The 17,293-nt window shown below is 45.3% G+C and carries 18 protein-coding genes; 16 read left to right on the forward strand and 2 right to left on the reverse strand.

The genetic code is table 11. The features are described 5' to 3' along the window. Positions 1 to 2 precede the first annotated feature (2 nt). From ACTNBF_RS11765 to ACTNBF_RS11800, 8 genes are all read left to right on the forward strand, one after another. A complete protein-coding gene (locus tag ACTNBF_RS11765) occupies positions 3 to 878 on the forward strand; it encodes an HAD family hydrolase (protein ID WP_441024847.1) in 876 nt (291 codons plus the stop codon). Beyond that, positions 875 to 1,750 (forward strand): NAD(P)-dependent oxidoreductase, encoded by an 876-nt coding sequence (locus ACTNBF_RS11770; protein ID WP_441024849.1) that lies wholly within the window; start codon positions 875 to 877, stop codon positions 1,748 to 1,750. Before ACTNBF_RS11765 ends, ACTNBF_RS11770 begins: the two co-directional genes overlap by 4 nt. A gap of 2 nt (positions 1,751 to 1,752) precedes the next feature. Further along, positions 1,753 to 2,553, forward strand: a complete 801-nt coding sequence (locus tag ACTNBF_RS11775) for an MBL fold metallo-hydrolase (protein ID WP_427807065.1) — start codon at positions 1,753 to 1,755, stop codon at positions 2,551 to 2,553. Positions 2,554 to 3,005: 452 nt separating this feature from the next. Continuing rightward, a complete protein-coding gene (gene recA / locus ACTNBF_RS11780) occupies positions 3,006 to 4,028 on the forward strand; it encodes a recombinase RecA (RefSeq protein ID WP_441017398.1) in 1,023 nt (340 codons plus the stop codon). Between the two features lie 18 nt (positions 4,029 to 4,046). Further along, positions 4,047 to 4,646 carry a regulatory protein RecX gene (locus tag ACTNBF_RS11785; protein ID WP_441089318.1) on the forward strand — a complete coding sequence of 200 codons (600 nt, stop codon included), beginning with the start codon at positions 4,047 to 4,049 and terminating at the stop codon, positions 4,644 to 4,646. Positions 4,647 to 4,764: 118 nt separating this feature from the next. Next, a complete protein-coding gene (gene rny, locus ACTNBF_RS11790; protein ID WP_427807063.1) occupies positions 4,765 to 6,309 on the forward strand; it encodes a ribonuclease Y in 1,545 nt (514 codons plus the stop codon). Between the two features lie 134 nt (positions 6,310 to 6,443). After that, positions 6,444 to 6,986, forward strand: coding sequence for an NUDIX hydrolase (locus ACTNBF_RS11795; RefSeq protein ID WP_427807062.1), 543 nt, complete (start codon positions 6,444 to 6,446; stop codon positions 6,984 to 6,986). A gap of 73 nt (positions 6,987 to 7,059) precedes the next feature. Further along, the gene (locus ACTNBF_RS11800; protein WP_427819783.1) at positions 7,060 to 7,602 is read left to right on the forward strand and encodes a stage II sporulation protein M; all 543 of its coding nucleotides are present in this window, start codon (positions 7,060 to 7,062) and stop codon (positions 7,600 to 7,602) included. Between the two features lie 15 nt (positions 7,603 to 7,617). On the opposite strand, the gene ACTNBF_RS11805 is transcribed toward ACTNBF_RS11800, so the two are convergent. Further along, on the reverse strand, positions 7,618 to 8,940 hold the full coding sequence (locus ACTNBF_RS11805) for an oligosaccharide flippase family protein (protein ID WP_441089319.1): 1,323 nt from the start codon (positions 8,938 to 8,940) through the stop codon (positions 7,618 to 7,620). Positions 8,941 to 9,088: 148 nt separating this feature from the next. Here ACTNBF_RS11805 and ACTNBF_RS11810 point away from each other — a divergent pair, with 148 nt between their 5' ends. From ACTNBF_RS11810 to tpiA, 8 genes are all read left to right on the forward strand, one after another. Beyond that, entirely contained in the window at positions 9,089 to 9,547 is a 459-nt protein-coding gene (locus ACTNBF_RS11810) for an RrF2 family transcriptional regulator (RefSeq protein WP_441024850.1), read from the forward strand. A gap of 36 nt (positions 9,548 to 9,583) precedes the next feature. Beyond that, complete coding sequence (gene nifS, locus ACTNBF_RS11815) at positions 9,584 to 10,768, forward strand: cysteine desulfurase NifS (RefSeq protein WP_427807058.1); 1,185 nt, start codon at positions 9,584 to 9,586, stop codon at positions 10,766 to 10,768. 16 nt (positions 10,769 to 10,784) lie between these two features. Beyond that, positions 10,785 to 11,228, forward strand: coding sequence for a Fe-S cluster assembly scaffold protein NifU (gene nifU, locus ACTNBF_RS11820; RefSeq protein ID WP_427807057.1), 444 nt, complete (start codon positions 10,785 to 10,787; stop codon positions 11,226 to 11,228). 29 nt (positions 11,229 to 11,257) lie between these two features. Further along, a complete protein-coding gene (mnmA, locus tag ACTNBF_RS11825; RefSeq protein WP_441024853.1) occupies positions 11,258 to 12,355 on the forward strand; it encodes a tRNA 2-thiouridine(34) synthase MnmA in 1,098 nt (365 codons plus the stop codon). Between the two features lie 32 nt (positions 12,356 to 12,387). Next, the gene (locus ACTNBF_RS11830) at positions 12,388 to 13,191 is read left to right on the forward strand and encodes a histidinol-phosphatase HisJ family protein (RefSeq protein WP_427807055.1); all 804 of its coding nucleotides are present in this window, start codon (positions 12,388 to 12,390) and stop codon (positions 13,189 to 13,191) included. A gap of 161 nt (positions 13,192 to 13,352) precedes the next feature. After that, complete coding sequence (gap, locus tag ACTNBF_RS11835; protein WP_427807053.1) at positions 13,353 to 14,366, forward strand: type I glyceraldehyde-3-phosphate dehydrogenase; 1,014 nt, start codon at positions 13,353 to 13,355, stop codon at positions 14,364 to 14,366. A 113-nt stretch (positions 14,367 to 14,479) separates the two neighbouring features. After that, positions 14,480 to 15,673 (forward strand): phosphoglycerate kinase, encoded by a 1,194-nt coding sequence (locus tag ACTNBF_RS11840; RefSeq protein ID WP_427807051.1) that lies wholly within the window; start codon positions 14,480 to 14,482, stop codon positions 15,671 to 15,673. Positions 15,674 to 15,685: 12 nt separating this feature from the next. Beyond that, positions 15,686 to 16,435: a triose-phosphate isomerase gene (tpiA, locus tag ACTNBF_RS11845; protein WP_427807050.1), complete on the forward strand. Its 750-nt coding sequence runs from the start codon at positions 15,686 to 15,688 to the stop codon at positions 16,433 to 16,435. Between the two features lie 92 nt (positions 16,436 to 16,527). Here tpiA and ACTNBF_RS11850 read toward each other — a convergent pair whose 3' ends face one another. Next, positions 16,528 to 17,169 (reverse strand): flavin reductase, encoded by a 642-nt coding sequence (locus ACTNBF_RS11850; RefSeq protein WP_427807049.1) that lies wholly within the window; start codon positions 17,167 to 17,169, stop codon positions 16,528 to 16,530. Positions 17,170 to 17,293: the final 124 nt, after the last annotated feature.

Genomic DNA, 17,293 nt, shown 5'->3' on the forward strand with positions numbered 1-17,293 from the left:
AGATGAGATACAAATGTGTAGTTTCCGATCTGGATAAAACGCTTCTGAATGAGGAGAGTACGCTTTCTGCGACGACGCGGGATGCGCTTGAACGGCTGATCGAGGCGGGAATCCTGGTGGTCCCGGCAAGCGGGAGGCCGTTTGGGGCATTTCCGGAGTGCATCACGAAAATGGACGGGATCCGGTATGCGATCACTTCCAACGGCGTGGTACTGATGGATGTCGAGAAACGGGAACAGATCTGGTCCCTGAAGCTTCAAAGCCAGGTGGTCAGGAGTGTGTTTGCACTTTTAGAACATTATTCTGTGACTTACGAGGCATTCATCGACGGAAAGGCGTACACCGGTCAGGACTATTTTGACTGCCCTGAGATGTTTGGTGTACGGCCTGAGATTCGCGGTTACATTCAAAGTACCCGTCATGCAGTACCGGATATCCGGAGCTTTCTCAAGGAGCATGAGAAGGAACTGGACTGCATGGATGTGATCGCAAATCCAAAAGAAAAAGACGAGATCCTGAAGCTGGTTCGGGAAACGATTCCCGGAATCTATGTGACGACCAGTGCCCCGCATCTGATCGAAATATCGGACGAGGCGGCGGGTAAACATGCCGGACTTAAGAAACTTCTGGAAATGCTGAAGATCGACCCGTCGGAGGCCATCGCGTTCGGTGACGGGGACAATGACAGCGAAATGCTTCGGGAAGCAGGACTTGGAGTAGCGGTATCTAATGCGGGTGAGCTTTGCAGGGCGGCTGCCGATATGATCACAGCTTCCAATGAGGAAGATGGTGTGGCAGAGGCGCTTTATCGGGTTTTCCCGGAAATATTTGGGAGTAAAACAGGCGGAATCGGGAAAAGGAAAGGAATCAAGAAATGAGAAAAGTAGGATTTATCGGTGTAGGGATCATGGGAAAATCCATGGTGCGTAATTTGATGAAGGCAGGATTTGAACTGCATATTTATGCGAGAAATCGTGCAAAGGTGGAAGATGTAATCGGGGAAGGAGCCCTGTTTCATGACTCAATTGCTGCCTGCGTAAAGGGATGCGAGGCGGTCATTACGATCGTTGGTTTTCCGCAGGATGTGGAAGAAGTATACTTCGATGAAGGAGGCATTCTGGAATCTGCAGATGCCGGTGCTTATCTGATTGATATGACGACGACCAGTCCACAGATCTCTGTGAAGATTAGTAAAGAAGGGGAAGAAAAAGGATTTCATGTGCTGGATGCGCCGGTCACCGGAGGGGATACCGGGGCGAAGGCCGGAACCTTATCCATTCTGGTCGGCGGAAAGGAAGAAGATTTCGAGGCATGTATGCCACTTTTTGAGGCCGTGGGAACCAATATCAACTATCAGGGTGAAGCAGGCTGCGGCCAGCATGCGAAGCTTGCCAACCAGATTATGATCGCGGGAACCCTTACAGGAGTCTGCGAGGCTCTGAGCTATGCGAAAGCGAAAGGTCTGGATATGCCGACTTTATTAAAATCGGTTTCCACAGGAGCAGCGGGAAGCAAACAGCTCGACACCTTCGGACCGAAGATCCTGGAGGAGGATTATGCACCGGGATTCTTTATGAAGCATTTCATCAAAGATATGAAGCTGGCGCTGGTGGAGGCAAATATCAGTGGACTCAGTCTGGAGATGCTCAGTCTTGTTCTTGCAAATTACGAGGAGCTTGAGGCAGAAGGGCTGGGAGATCTCGGAACTCAGGCACTGATGAAGTACTACGAAGTACAAGAGGAGGAATAACCATGAAACTTACGGTGTTAGGGACTGGAAATGCAGCGGTGACGGAATATTTTAACACCTGTTTCGTATTGTCAGATAAACACAGGCATTTTCTGGTAGACGGTGGCGGTGGAAACCGCATCTTAAAAGCGCTGAAGGACGCACAGGTACCGTTGGAAGAAATCCACGATATTTTCCTGACTCACGAACATCTTGATCATATTCTTGGCGTTATCTGGCTGATCCGTATGATTGGACAGAAGATGAATCAGGGGAAATATGAGGGTGATCTCAGAATCTACTGCCATTCGGATCTGGTAAATAAGGTGGTGACGATCGCGGAGCTCACTATTCAGAAGAAGGTGACAAAGCATATCGGAGAAAGGATTCAGATGATTCCTCTGGAAAACGGGGACCGGAAGATGATCATGGATTGTCCGGTCACCTTCTTTGATATCCAGTCGACGAAAGCGAAACAGTACGGATTCTCCATGATCCTACCCGGCGGCACAAAGCTCTCCTGCTGCGGAGACGAACCCTATAACCCATGCGAATACGAGTATGTAAAGGACAGCGACTGGCTGATGCATGAGGCATTCTGCCTATATAGCGAGGCCGATCGATACAAACCTTACGAGAAACACCATAGCACGGTGCGGGAAGCATGTGAACTTGCCGAACGGCTGGGCGTGGCAAATTTGATTTTGTATCACACTGAGGAAGACCATCTGAAGAACAGGAAGGAATTGTATACGGCTGAGGGAAAAGCGTATTATCACGGAAATCTGTATGTTCCGGAGGATATGGAATGGTTTGAAATTTAGTGCGGGAAATCTTTGGATAGAATGATTTCTTATATTTGATTTGGAAGCAACACTTTGGCTCTGCGGCTGAAGTGTTGCTTCTTTCTGGTACAGCTTTTTATCGCAACAGGATCCGTGAAATTGCTTGTAAAGAAGATTTTGGTATGGTATCATTCAAAGAGGTAAGGATCAGAGTATTTTGATCCTTTCCGTTTTCAGTTGCCATGCATATGAGAAAATGGTTCGGTGGACCATTTTTGAGTGGCACATTTTCAGAGAGATGACGATGGCATTGTGGTTCGGTTCTGCAATAGATCATTCGTCATAATAAGAACAAAACTGCTTGACAAAACAGAACGTATGTACTATTATTGATTTACGACAAACATTCGTTCGATAGAGTCGGAATTCCAAAAGTAAACTTTGATGAGAAAATTCAGTAAAGATAAAGGAGAATTTGAATTATGGCAGCAATGAGTGATGAGAATAAAAAGAAAGCGCTGGATGCAGCGATTGCAAAACTGGAGAAGGATTTTGGAAAAGGAACTGTGATGAAGCTGGGGGATCCGGCCGCACAGGTTCAGGTGGAGACTGTACCGACAGGATCCCTGAGTCTCGATATTGCGCTCGGAATGGGCGGCGTACCGAAGGGACGTATCGTGGAGATCTACGGACCGGAGTCCAGTGGTAAGACGACGGTCGCACTTCATATGATCGCCGAAGTCCAGAAGCGCGGAGGAATTGCAGGATTCATTGATGCGGAGCACGCGCTGGATCCTGTGTATGCGAAGAATATCGGTGTGGATATTGATGAATTATATATTTCCCAGCCGGACAGCGGTGACCAGGCACTGGAGATCACGGAGACGATGGTGCGCTCCGGAGCGATCGATATCATTGTTGTGGACTCCGTAGCTGCACTTGTACCGAAACAGGAGATCGAAGGTGACATGGGAGACAGTCATGTCGGGCTTCAGGCGCGTCTGATGTCCCAGGCACTCAGAAAACTGACGCCGGTAATCAGTAAGTCGAACTGTGTAGTGATCTTCATCAACCAGCTTCGTGAGAAGGTCGGTGTGATGTTCGGTAATCCGGAGACCACTACGGGAGGTAGAGCTCTGAAGTTCTATGCTTCTGTGCGTATGGATGTAAGAAGGATCGAGACTCTGAAGCAGGGCGGTGAGATGGTAGGAAACCGTGTCCGTGTCAAGATTGTGAAGAATAAGATCGCGCCGCCGTTCAAAGAAGCGGAGTTTGATATCATGTTCGGAAAAGGAATTTCCAGAGAAGGAGATATCCTTGATCTTGCCGCAAACGTGGATGTGATCAATAAGAGCGGTGCATGGTATGCATATAACGGAGAGAAGATCGGACAGGGCAGGGAAAATGCAAAGACTTATCTTGCTTCTCATCCGGAGATTATGGAAGAAGTAGAAGAAAAGGTCAGAGAGCATTACGGACTTGGCGAGGGTGCCCCGGAGACACAGGAAGACTGATTCGGCAGGTGAGAATGCATGATTATTACGGAAATAGAGTCGGTCACAAAGACAAAATTCAGGATGTATTTAGATGGAGAATATGTATGTATGCTCTATAAAACGGATCTGAAGAGTTATGGCCTTGAGAAAGGCAGCGAAATTACGGATGAGATCTGGAGCAGACTGAAAGAGGAAGTACTTCTGAAACAGGCAAAGCTGAGAGCCATGCATTTGTTGACGGATATGGCGAGAACGGAGGAGCAGCTTAGGCAGAAGCTCAGACAGAGCGGATATCCGGAGGACGTGACGGAAGCGGCGATTGCGTATGTGAAGTCTTTTGGATACATAAATGACGAGAACTATGTCCGAAATTTCATTGAGAGCAGGAAGGGCAAGAAGAGTCGCCGTGAGATCGAAGCACTTCTTGCACAGAAGAACGTGTCCGGAGAACTCGTTGACAAGGTTCTGGAAGAAGTTTATGCAGAGCATTCGGATCGGGAGGCAATTCGGGAGATCATGCATAAAAAGCACTGGAATCCGGAAGAGATGGATCCTGTCAGCTTGCAGAAAGCATATGCCAGTCTGGCACGCAAAGGCTTTCGCTATACGGACATAAAAAAGGCGTTTGAGCCCTAATCGTCAAGTGATACAAGTTTTGGCACGGAATGCTTGACATATTTGTGAAAACAGTATAGAATTTAAGTGTTGTATTTGTACAATGAAAACTAAATAAGGAGGTGCTCCTGTGCCAATAATGAGTATAATTATTGCTGTGGTTGTCACACTTATTGTGGCGGTGCCGATTACTTATTTTGCTACCGTGTCGAAGTTAAAAAGTGATGCGGATTCTAAAATCGGAAATGCTGATACAAAAGCAAGAGAAATCATAGATGATGCATTGAAGACGGCAGAAGCAAAAAAGAAGGAAGCTCTCTTGGAAGTAAAAGAGGAATCGATCAGAACGAAGAACGAACTCGAGAAGGAAACCAAAGAACGTCGGGCAGAGTTACAACGTTATGAGAAGCGAGTCCTTTCTAAAGAGGAATCCGTTGACAAGCGTTCGGAAGCAATGGAACGCAGGGAAGCGGCATTTACTTCGAGAGAAGAAGCGATTAAGCAGCGCGAAGCAAAGGTAGAAGAACTTAGCAAACAAAGAGTACAGGAACTAGAAAGAATCTCAGGACTTACCTCCGAACAGGCAAAAGATTATCTGTTGAAAACTGTTGAAGATGATGTGAAACATGACACTGCGAAAATGATTAAAGAGCTGGAGAATCAGGCGAAGGAAGAGGCTGATAAGAAAGCGAAGGAATGCGTCGTGACGGCGATTCAGAGATGTGCTGCAGATCATGTTGCTGAAACTACAATTTCTGTAGTACAGCTTCCGAGTGATGAGATGAAGGGAAGAATTATCGGACGTGAAGGTCGGAATATCCGTACCCTCGAAACATTGACCGGTGTGGAGTTAATTATTGACGATACTCCGGAAGCGGTTGTTTTATCCGGATTTGACCCGATCCGCAGAGAAGTGGCAAGAATTGCCCTGGAGCGTTTGATTGTTGACGGACGAATTCATCCGGCGAGAATCGAAGAAATGGTAGAAAAAGCACAAAAAGAAGTGGATACAATGATCCGCGAGGAAGGTGAAGCAGCAGCGCTGGAAGTTGGTGTACATGGTATTCATCCGGAACTGATTCGACTTCTTGGACGAATGAAGTTCAGAACAAGCTATGGACAGAATGCACTCAAGCATTCTATTGAAGTAGCACAACTTTCCGGACTTCTCGCAGGTGAGATCGGACTTGATGTCCGTTTGGCTAAGAGAGCCGGACTTTTACATGACATTGGTAAATCAATTGATCATGATGTAGAGGGCTCACACATTCAGATTGGTGTGGATTTATGTAGAAAGTATAAAGAATCACCTACAATTATCAATGCAGTAGAAGCGCATCACGGTGATGTAGAACCAGAGACTCTGATTGCATGCATCGTTCAGGCGGCAGACACGATCTCTGCGGCAAGACCGGGTGCGAGAAGAGAAACATTGGAAACATATACAAACAGATTAAAACAGTTAGAAGATATCACGAACCAGTTTAAGGGCGTTGATAAATCTTTTGCAATTCAAGCAGGTAGAGAGATTCGTGTAATGGTAGTTCCAGAACAAGTATCTGATGACGATATGGTATTGCTGGCAAGAGATATTTCAAAACAGATTGAATTCGAATTGGAATATCCGGGACAGATAAAAGTAAACGTAATTCGCGAATCAAGAGTTACGGATTACGCAAAATAAGCAGGAAATAACAGCTATTCAGAAGGGGTACCTTCGGGATAGCTGTTTTTTGCTGGATAGAATGGGCTCAGAGTAATCCTGCATGATGTGGTGGGATTGAGTTATGATAATACGGGAAAAGAGGGATGGATCATATGGAAAAAGAAATGACCAGAGTGAAACGAATACGAATGTATCAGGGCGCGATCGTAGATGTTTATCGTGACTATATGCAGTTTTCCAATGGAAATACAGAGGAGTGGGATTATATTCATCACCGGGGAGCAGCTGCAGTAGTGCCTGTAACGGATGACGGGCGTATTATTATGGTTCGTCAGTATCGGAATGCTCTGGAACGGTTTACACTGGAGATCCCGGCAGGGGCACTGGATGATCCGGAAGAGCCGGGAATCAACTGTTCGGCAAGAGAATTGGAGGAGGAGACAGGATACCGGTCAGAGAACCTGGAATGGCTGATTACATTAAGAACAACCGTTGCATTCTGCAATGAGCGGATTGAAGTATATGTGGCAAAAAATCTTGTACCATCGAAACAGCATCTGGATCCGAATGAATTCGTCAATGTGGAATTACATACAGTAGAAGAACTGAAACAGATGATATTTGACGGTGAGATTGAAGACTCTAAAACAGTGGCCTCTATTCTGGCTTACGATGCAAAGTATAATCGGAAATAAGTGAGTAAAATGTGAATCAGCGAGGAAAACCCGACATATAATGGAATATCTTGAAAAAAGGGAGGCCATGGGAGTGCAGCTTCATCAAAGTAAGCAGCAGCTGGTGCTTGTTTTCGTGTCCGGGTTCCTCTTGGGAATCGTCTATGCCAATCTCGCTGCGGACAGTTTTAGTACAGTAACAGGAGTGTTTCATGAATCATTTTTTACCCAGTATGCACAGTCGGAGATTGATATAGGAGAGTATTTCCCGTATTTGTTGCGATACAGGATGTTGCCTGCAGTGTTCCTGGGACTTGCGGGGGGTACAAAGTTTAAGAAAACAGCGGCGATCGGGACATTGCTCTGGACAGGCTTTTCGGCAGGAATCGTAGCTGCTGCGTCTGTGCTCCGTCTTGGTGCCCGGGGTATGCTTCTGTGTATAGCCGGAATGTTACCACATTTCTTTTTTTACAGCCTGGCCTACATAGTGATTCTGTGGTATTTGTATCATTATCCACAGTCAGAGTGGAATGCGGGAAAAACAGGATTTGTGGCCATCATGATTCTGGCAGGGATCATGACAGAAGCGTATCTGAATCCGGGAATCGTAAAATGGTTTCTGAAATTGATCTGTTAAAAGAGTCTGGCTTGGCTAGTCAGACTCTTTTCGCTTGCCATAATGGAGAAGTCCGTAAAGAGAAAGTGCAGATATGAGAAACTGGCTGGCAAGAAGCCCGTGCAGATATGCGAGGATCCCATATTTGGGGATCAGAAAATACACGCTGCAGATTCGCATCAAGAGTCCGGCTGTGTTGGTAAGAAATGTGAACGATGTTTTGCCGAGACCGTTCAATATACTGATTAATGCTGTGTTGGTATATAAGAACGGACAAATAAAAGCCAGTGTTATAATGAAATTGCCGGCCTCGCTGTTGTGGAAAATAAGATTTCCCATAATATTTCCGAGAACGAAGAACCCGGCCATGCAGAGAAAACCAAGAGAAAAACAGCAGAAGACAACCTTTCGTATCAATTTGGGCAGATTATGTCGCAAATCAGAGACCTGGAGCTCCGCGACGGTCGGAAGAAGCATGGTGGAGACGGAATTTGTGATCGCAGATGGAAACAGGATGCAGGGGAGCGCCATACCGGTCAGAACCCCGTATGTACTTAAGGAGTCGGATAAAGTCAGTCCATACATTTGAAGACGCAACGGAATCAGGATTGCTTCCGCACTCTGAAGAAGATTGAGTAACACCCGGTTTGCCGTCAAGGGAATAGAAAGGTGAAGCAGTTCCCTTGCCGGTATAAGAAAATCCTGAAGTTTCCCGGACGGAGAAAACAGAGTTTCGTGCAGCATAAAGATGCTGTAAATTGCTGAGACTATTTCTCCGCAGACCATGCCCAGTACTGCGATGGTAACAGGGGTTCCCATGGAAAAATGCAGGCCGATCTGACAGAAAAAAACAACGGAAAGTACTCTGAACAGCTGCTCCAGAAGCTGGGACACGGCTGGTACTTCTGTTTTTTTCATTCCAAGATAATATCCACAAATACAGCTGTGGATTGCAGCAAAGGGAAAAGCAAGGGACATGGAGGTTAGCAGTTCTGCGCATCGCGGTTCCTGTAATATGATAGAAGCAATCGGTTCTGCGCGCTTTTGAACGACAATCAGTGCAGCAAAAGAGAGAATCATACTGAGAAACAGTGCGGTTTTCAAAGCATTTTGGCAGGTTTTCTCCTGATTCAGAGCCTTGTACTTGGCAACAATGCGCGAAAGCGCAGTCTGAATCCCTGCGGAGGTGAGAGAAAAGCATAGGGCGTAGACCGGAAAAATAAGCTGATACAGGCCTACTCCTTCGGCCTGAAAGGTTCGGCTCAGGAAAATCCTGTAAAAGAATCCAATCACTCTTGTAAGTAATCCTGTAAAGGTTAATATAAAAGTTCCTCTGATAATGGTTTGCTTCCTGGACATAATGACTCCTAGAAGGATATTTGTTAAAGCTTATTCGGAAAAGTGACTTGACAGAACATCTGTATAGTGATATTCTCTTTATGAATTAATCCTAGCAAAAAACTAGGAATAAAACAGGATATACTGGTAATGAATAGAAGGTGATGGCGTGAAACTATCCACAAAAGGAAGATATGGACTGCGTGCATTTATAGATCTGGCAGAATATGAAGGGGTGGGGCCGGTGTCGATCAGCAGCATTTCCGAACGACAGGATATTTCCGAACGATATCTGGAACAACTGATGGCCAAGATGAAGAAGGCAGGTCTGGTCAAAAGTGTAAGAGGAGCCGGAGGCGGTTACATACTGGCCAGAAAGGCATCGGAAATATCGGTTGGAGATGTGCTTCGGGCATTGGAAGGAAGTGTTGAGCCGGTAACGTGTGCAGCATTTCACCCGGAAGAGACCTGTACCGTCAAAGACCGTTGTGTTGCGAAATACGTCTGGCAGAAAGTCAATGAGAGTGTAACTGCTACAGTAGACGGCATTATGATCGATACTCTCATAAAAGAAACGAACCAGAAAGAAACGAATCAAAAAGAAGAAAATGAAAAATATAGAATGTAAAAGATGGAATATAAAGACAAGAAGGAGGAAGAACTTATGAATAAAGTCATATATTTGGATAATGCTGCAACTACAAAGACAGCCCCGGAGGTAGTGGAGGCGATGCTGCCTTATTTTACAGAGTATTACGGCAATCCCTCAAGTGTGTACAGCTTTGCATCCGGTAACAAAGAGAAGATCAATGAGCAGAGAGAACGCATTGCAGAGATGCTCGGAGCTGCTCCCAATGAGATCTATTTTACGGCAGGCGGATCGGAATCCGACAACTGGGCACTGAAGGCAACGGCGGAAGCGTATGCAGAGAAAGGAAAGCATATTATCACGACGAAGATTGAGCATCATGCGATTCTTCATACCGGGGAATATCTCCAGAAACGCGGCTATGAAGTGACGTATTTGGATGTGGATGAGAACGGACTTGTGAAGTTGGATGAGCTGGAAGCGGCGATTCGCCCGGATACGATCCTGATTTCCGTTATGTTCGCCAACAATGAGATCGGTACCATCGAACCGATCAAAGAGATCGGTGCCATCGCGAAAAAGCATGGTGTGCTGTTCCATACGGATGCAGTTCAGGCATTTGGACAGGTACCGATCGATGTAAATGAGTGTCAGATCGATATGCTGAGTGCCAGCGGTCATAAGCTGAACGGACCGAAAGGAATCGGGTTCCTTTATATCCGCAAGGGTGTTAAGATCCGCTCCTTTATTCATGGCGGCGCACAGGAGAGAAAGCGCCGTGCCGGAACGGAAAATGTACCGGGAATTATCGGGCTTGGAACAGCAGCAGCAAGGGCAGCGGCTACCATGGAGGAACGTGCAAAGAAAGAGATTGAAATGCGTGACTATCTGATCAGCCGGGTGCTTGATGAAATCCCGTATACAAAGCTGAATGGACACCCGGAAAAGAGGCTTCCGAATAATGCAAACTTCAGTTTCCGGTTTATCGAAGGGGAATCCCTTCTGATCCGTCTGGATATGGCAGGTATCTGTGGATCAAGCGGTTCTGCCTGCACTTCGGGATCTCTGGATCCGTCCCATGTGCTGATGGCGATCGGACTTCCACACGAGATCGCGCATGGATCGCTGCGGCTGACACTGAATGAAGAGATCACCAGAGAAGAGATCGACTATGTCGTAGAACAATTGAAAACGATCGTAAGTGATCTGAGAAATATGTCACCGCTTTATGAAGACTTTATGAAAAAACAGGAGAAATAACAGGAGGTAAATATAGATGTATTCAGAAAAAGTAATGGATCATTTTCAGCACCCGAGAAATATGGGTGAGATTGAAAATGCCAGTGGAGTGGGAACAGTAGGTAATGCGAAATGTGGAGATATCATGAGAATTTATCTTGATATTGACGATAACGGTATCATCAGGGATGTCAAATTCAAGACTTTCGGGTGCGGAGCTGCCGTTGCGACCAGTAGTATGGCGACGGAGCTTGTGAAAGGCAAGAATATTCAGGAGGCAATGCAGATCACGAATAAAGCCGTTATGGAAGCACTTGACGGTCTTCCGCCGGTAAAGGTACATTGTTCTCTTCTGGCGGAAGAAGCAATTCATGCAGCACTCTGGGATTATGCGCAGAAGAATGGAATTAAGATCGAAGGACTTGAAAAACCGAAGTCCGATATTCATGAAGGAGAAGAGGACGAGGAAGAAGAGTACTAGTATACTAGACTTTGCCGCGGAGAAGAAGGATGGAGAAAAAGAAAGTTGTTGTTGGAATGTCCGGCGGTGTGGATTCTTCCGTTGCTGCCTACCTGCTAAAGGAACAGGGATATGATGTGATCGGTGTCACAATGCAGATCTGGCAGGATGAAGAAGAAACGGTGCAGGAGGAAAACGGTGGATGCTGTGGCCTCAGTGCAGTGGAAGACGCGCGCCGGGTAGCTGCCGCACTGGATATTCCGTACTATGTGATGAATTTTAAGAAAGAATTTCAGAAATATGTCATTGACTATTTTATGGATGAGTATCTGAACGGACGGACTCCGAATCCGTGTATTGCGTGCAACCGGTATGTGAAATGGGAAGCACTTCTTACGCGAAGTATGGAAATCGGTGCTGATTATATTGCGACAGGGCATTACGCAAGAATCGATGTACTTCCAAACGGAAGATATGCGATTAAGCATTCGGCAACCAGAATGAAGGACCAGACATATGCACTTTACAATCTGACACAGGATCAGCTGAAACGGACTCTGATGCCGGTGGGAGAGTATTCCAAGGAAGAGATCCGTGCTATTGCAGAGAATATCCATCTCAAAGTGGCCAGTAAACCGGACAGTCAGGATATCTGCTTTGTACCGGACGGGGATTACGCGGAATTTATCCGAAGAGAAAGCAAAAAAGAAGTACCCGAGGGGAATTTTGTCAGTACCGACGGGAAAATCCTTGGAAGACATAAAGGAATTACACATTATACCGTCGGACAGCGCAAGGGCCTGGGCCTCTCTCTCGGACACCCCGCATTTGTTCTGGAGATTCGACCGGAAACGAACGAAGTCGTAATAGGAACGAATGAAGAATCCATGACACGGTTCGTGAAGGCAAATCGTCTGAACTTTATGGCAGTTGAAGATATCGAAGGCGAGATGCGTGCATTTGGCAAAATACGATACAATCATAAAGGTGCACCGTGTACGGTCAAAAGAACGGGTGAAGATGAAATCCTTTGCACATTTGACGAACCGGTAAGGGCGGTGACGCCGGGGCAGGCATTGGTTCTTTATGACGGAGATTACGTGCTGGGAGGCGGAACGATCATTACAGACAGAAACACATCCCTGTAGTACAAGACGGCATCGTTCCGGAAAGGAGAAAAATGTGCAGCGACTCACATATGCATACACGCTTTTCGGGGGATTCCGAAGCAGACCCGGAGAGCATGATTCTTGCGTCCATATCGAAAGGACTCGAAAGTATCTGCATCACAGACCATGAAGATATGGACTATGTCTGTGAAGGAATCGAATTTATATTTGGCAGAGAAGAATATTTCCGCACATTTTCAGAGCTTCGGGAAAAATATAAGGATCAGATCGATCTGCGAATCGGTGTGGAAATCGGACTTCAGCCGCATCTCCCGGAAAGAATTCACTCTTTCCTGAAAGGATATTCTTTTGATTATGTGATCGGATCCGTACATGTGATTCGGGGAAAGGATCCATATTACAGAGACTTCTTTGATGGGCGGACGGATAGGGAAGCATATCGGGAAGTGCTGGATGAGACGCTGACCGATATCAGCTGTTGTCCGGATTTTGATGCGCTGGGGCACCTGGATTACTCCGTGCGCTACGGTACACATAGAGAAGAAGAGTATTCCTACCAGGCATTCTCGGATCAGATCGACGAAATACTGCGTTTTCTGATCGAACATGGAAAGGGGCTTGAATTGAATACGGCTGGACTTAAGTATGGTCTTCCCTTTGCACATCCACATCCGGATATCCTGAAACGTTACCGGGAACTGGGAGGCGAGATCGTGACGATTGGCTCAGATGCCCACAGGGAAGAGCATATCGCTTATGGATTTGACAAGGTTTCCGGGATCCTCGAAGACTGCGGATTTCGATATTATGCAGAGTTTAAAAATAGGGAGCCGGTTTTCAGGAGAATTAAATAAAAAATGGAAAACAGCCCACAAAAATGCAAAAGACACTTGAATTTTTGTTCGGGATTTAGTACAATAAAACATGGTTGATGAATCTTTAACAATGTTAATCATTTATCATTTCTGTAGCTGTAACAAACAGTAATACAATTAAACTTTAGGAGGACTAAATCATGGCAGTAAAAGTAGCAATCAATGGATTTGGACGTATCGGACGTCTTGCGTTCAGACAAATGTTCGGAGCAGAAGGATATGAGATCGTTGCAATCAACGACCTTACATCTCCTAAAATGTTAGCTCACTTATTAAAATACGATTCTACTCAGGGAAAATACGCATTAGCTGATACTGTAACAGCTGGCGAAGATTCTATCACTGTTGATGGAAAAGAAATCAAAATCTACGCTGAAGCTAAAGCTGAAAACCTTCCATGGGGAGAACTTGATGTAGATGTAGTTCTTGAATGTACAGGATTCTACACATCTAAAGCAAAAGCAGAAGCACATATCACAGCAGGTGCTAAGAATGTTATCATCTCAGCTCCGGCAGGAAATGACCTTCCGACTATCGTTTACAATGTAAACCATGAAAAGATTACAAAAGATGATCATATCATTTCAGCAGCTTCTTGTACAACAAACTGTCTGGCACCGATGGCTAAGGCACTGAACGATCTTGCACCGATCAAATCTGGTATCATGTGTACAATCCATGCTTACACAGGTGATCAGATGACTCTTGACGGACCGCAGAGAAAAGGCGATCTCAGAAGATCTCGTGCAGCAGCATGCAACATCGTTCCAAACAGCACAGGAGCAGCTAAAGCTATTGGTTTAGTAATTCCTGAATTAAATGGAAAATTAATCGGATCTGCTCAGCGTGTTCCGACCCCGACAGGTTCTACTACAATCCTTACAGCAGTTGTTGAAGGAAATGTAACTGTAGATCAGATCAATGCAGCTATGAAAGCAGCTTCTAACGAATCTTTCGGATACAATACAGATGAAATCGTTTCAAGCGATATCGTTGGTATGACATATGGTTCATTATTCGATGCTACACAGACAATGGCTATGCCGCTTGACAACGGAACTACAGAAGTTCAGGTTGTTTCTTGGTATGACAATGAAAATTCTTACACAAGCCAGATGGTAAGAACAATCAAACACTTCGGAACATTACTGTAAGCCGGATGTTTGGCAATTGAATCTGACGGATTATTTCCAGAATAGACTCACAAAGGGTCCGGTCTTATTTGGGACCGGACCTTATTTTTTAAGAAATTAAGGAGGCATATGACATGCTTAACAAAAAATCAGTAGATGACATTAATGTTAAGGGCAAAAGAGTCCTTGTAAGATGCGATTTTAACGTACCGCTCATCGATGGAAAGATCACAGACGAGAACCGTCTTGTCGCAGCACTTCCGACCATCAAGAAATTGATCGCTGACGGCGGAAAGATCATTCTTTGCTCTCATCTTGGAAAACCGAAGGGAGAACCGAAACCGGAATTATCTCTTGCGCCGGTAGCTGTAAGACTTTCTGAACTTCTTGGACAGGAAGTAAAATTTGCTGCAGATCCAGAAGTAGTAGGACCGAACGCGAGAGCTGCAGTAGAAGCTATGAAAGACGGCGATGTGATCCTTCTTGAAAATACACGTTACAGAATTGAAGAGACAAAGAACGGCGAAGCATTCTCCAAAGAACTCGCTTCTCTTTGTGATGTATTTGTAAACGATGCATTTGGTACTGCTCATCGTGCACACTGCTCTAACGTAGGTGTTACTCAGTTTGTTGATACAGCAGTTGTAGGATACTTAATGCAGAAAGAAATCGATTTCCTTGGAAACGCAGTCAACAATCCGGAAAGACCGTTTGTTGCTATTCTTGGCGGAGCAAAAGTTTCCAGCAAGATCTCTGTAATTGAGAACCTGCTTGAAAAAGTTGATACACTGATTATCGGTGGTGGTATGTCTTACACATTCAGCAAAGCTCAGGGCGGATCTGTTGGTAATTCTCTTCTGGAAGAAGATTATTGTGAATATGCTCTGAATATGATCAAGAAAGCAGAAGAAAAGGGCGTTAAGTTATTACTTCCGGTTGATAATGTGATTGCGGACGACTTCTCTAACGATGCAAATACCAAGATCGTTGGACGCGGCGAGATCCCGGATGGATGGGAAGGTCTTGATATCGGACCGGAAACTGCTAAATTATATGCAGAAGCTGTTAAAGAAGCTAAGACGGTTGTATGGAACGGACCGATGGGAGCATTCGAAATGCCGAAGTTTGCTGCAGGAACAGAAGCTGTAGCGAAAGCTTTAGCTGAGACAGATGCTGTTACGATCATTGGTGGCGGCGACAGCGCAGCAGCTGTTAACCAGCTTGGATATGGTGACAAGATGACTCATATTTCAACAGGTGGCGGAGCTTCTCTTGAATTCCTTGAAGGAAAAGAACTTCCGGGCGTAGCTGCAGCGAACGATAAATAGGAGGAACATAAAATGGCTAGAAAGAAAATCATTGCCGGAAACTGGAAGATGAACATGACTCCGTCTGAAGCAGTTGAACTGGTAAATACATTAAAACCACTGGTAGCAACAGAAGACGCAGATGTTGTATTCTGTGTACCTGCTATCGACATCATTCCTGTTATGGAAGCTGCTAAAGGAAGCAACATCCAGGTAGGTGCTGAGAATATGTACTTTGAAGAGAAAGGTGCATATACAGGAGAAATCTCTCCGGCAATGCTTACAGATGTAGGAGTTAAATATGTGGTTCTCGGACATTCTGAGAGAAGAGAATATTTTGCAGAGACGAATGAGACCGTTAATAAGAAAATGCTGAAGGCATTTGAACATGGAATTACACCGATCATGTGCTGTGGAGAGACTCTGGAACAGAGGGAACAGGGTGTAACAATGGATTTCATCCGCCAGCAGGTTAAAGTTGGATTCCTGAATGTTACTGCGGATCAGGCAAAGACAGCCGTAATCGCTTATGAACCGATCTGGGCGATCGGAACCGGCAAGACTGCTACGACAGAGCAGGCACAGGAAGTTTGCAAGGCAATCCGTGAATGCATCGCTGAGATCTATGATGAAGCGACAGCAGAAGCAATCCGTATTCAGTACGGCGGATCTGTAAATGCTGCTACTGCACCGGAATTATTTGCTCAGCCGGATATTGACGGCGGCTTAGTAGGCGGCGCAGCTCTGAAACCGGATTTCGGAAAGATCGTTAACTGGAAATAAGAGAACGATCCATCTTAAAGAATATTATTAAAGAACATAATAAAAATCCCGCTCCGGCGATAAACCGGAGGCGGGATTTTTTAGTGAGATTATTAATCAACTTTTTTGAATTTATCGGCTCCCTGCTTGCAAATCGGGCAGATGAAATCAGCCGGAAGTTCATCCCCTTCATATACGTAGCCGCAGATCTGGCAGACATATTTTGATACAGCCTGTTTTGGAGCTTCTTCTTCTTCCGGAAGATAGGTTGGTGCGTTTTTCGGGCTCTTTCCTTTTACTACTTTATGATAATAAGAATAGGTCATTTCCGGAACAGAAGTATCGTATACTTCGGCAGCGATCACTTCGCCAAGGAATACGGTGTGCGTGGAAGTTTCCATCTTATCTACTACCTTACAGACAACATATCCGCAGGTCTGCTTTAAAACAGGAGCACCGGATACGAGTTCGAAATCAACCCCATCGAATTTGTTAATCTCTTTTCCGGACTGAAAACCGAATTTTCCGATCAGTTCGGCCGGTGATGCTTCTGATAAGATAGAAAAAGAGAAGACGCCTGCTTTTTCGATACATTCGTTTGTGTAGTTGTCATGGTTGATACTTGCAGCAATGGTAGCCGGAGAAGACGTGATCTGCATCACGCTGTTTGCAACGCATCCGGTCGGGCGATCACCGTCCATCGTTCCAACGATGTATACGCCATATGACATGTTTCTGAAAATTTTCGTATTCATGAAATACCTCCTTGATAAAAACGATAATTATTACTGATATTAATTATACCATTTTATTTACATTTGTCAATTAAGAGTTTGTTGAAAAATGGTCAAATAATTCACAATGTATTGCAAGTATAGG

The organism is Bariatricus sp. HCP28S3_A4, assembly GCF_052066395.1.
In the GTDB taxonomy this organism is placed as follows: Bacteria; Bacillota; Clostridia; order Lachnospirales; family Lachnospiraceae; genus Allocoprococcus.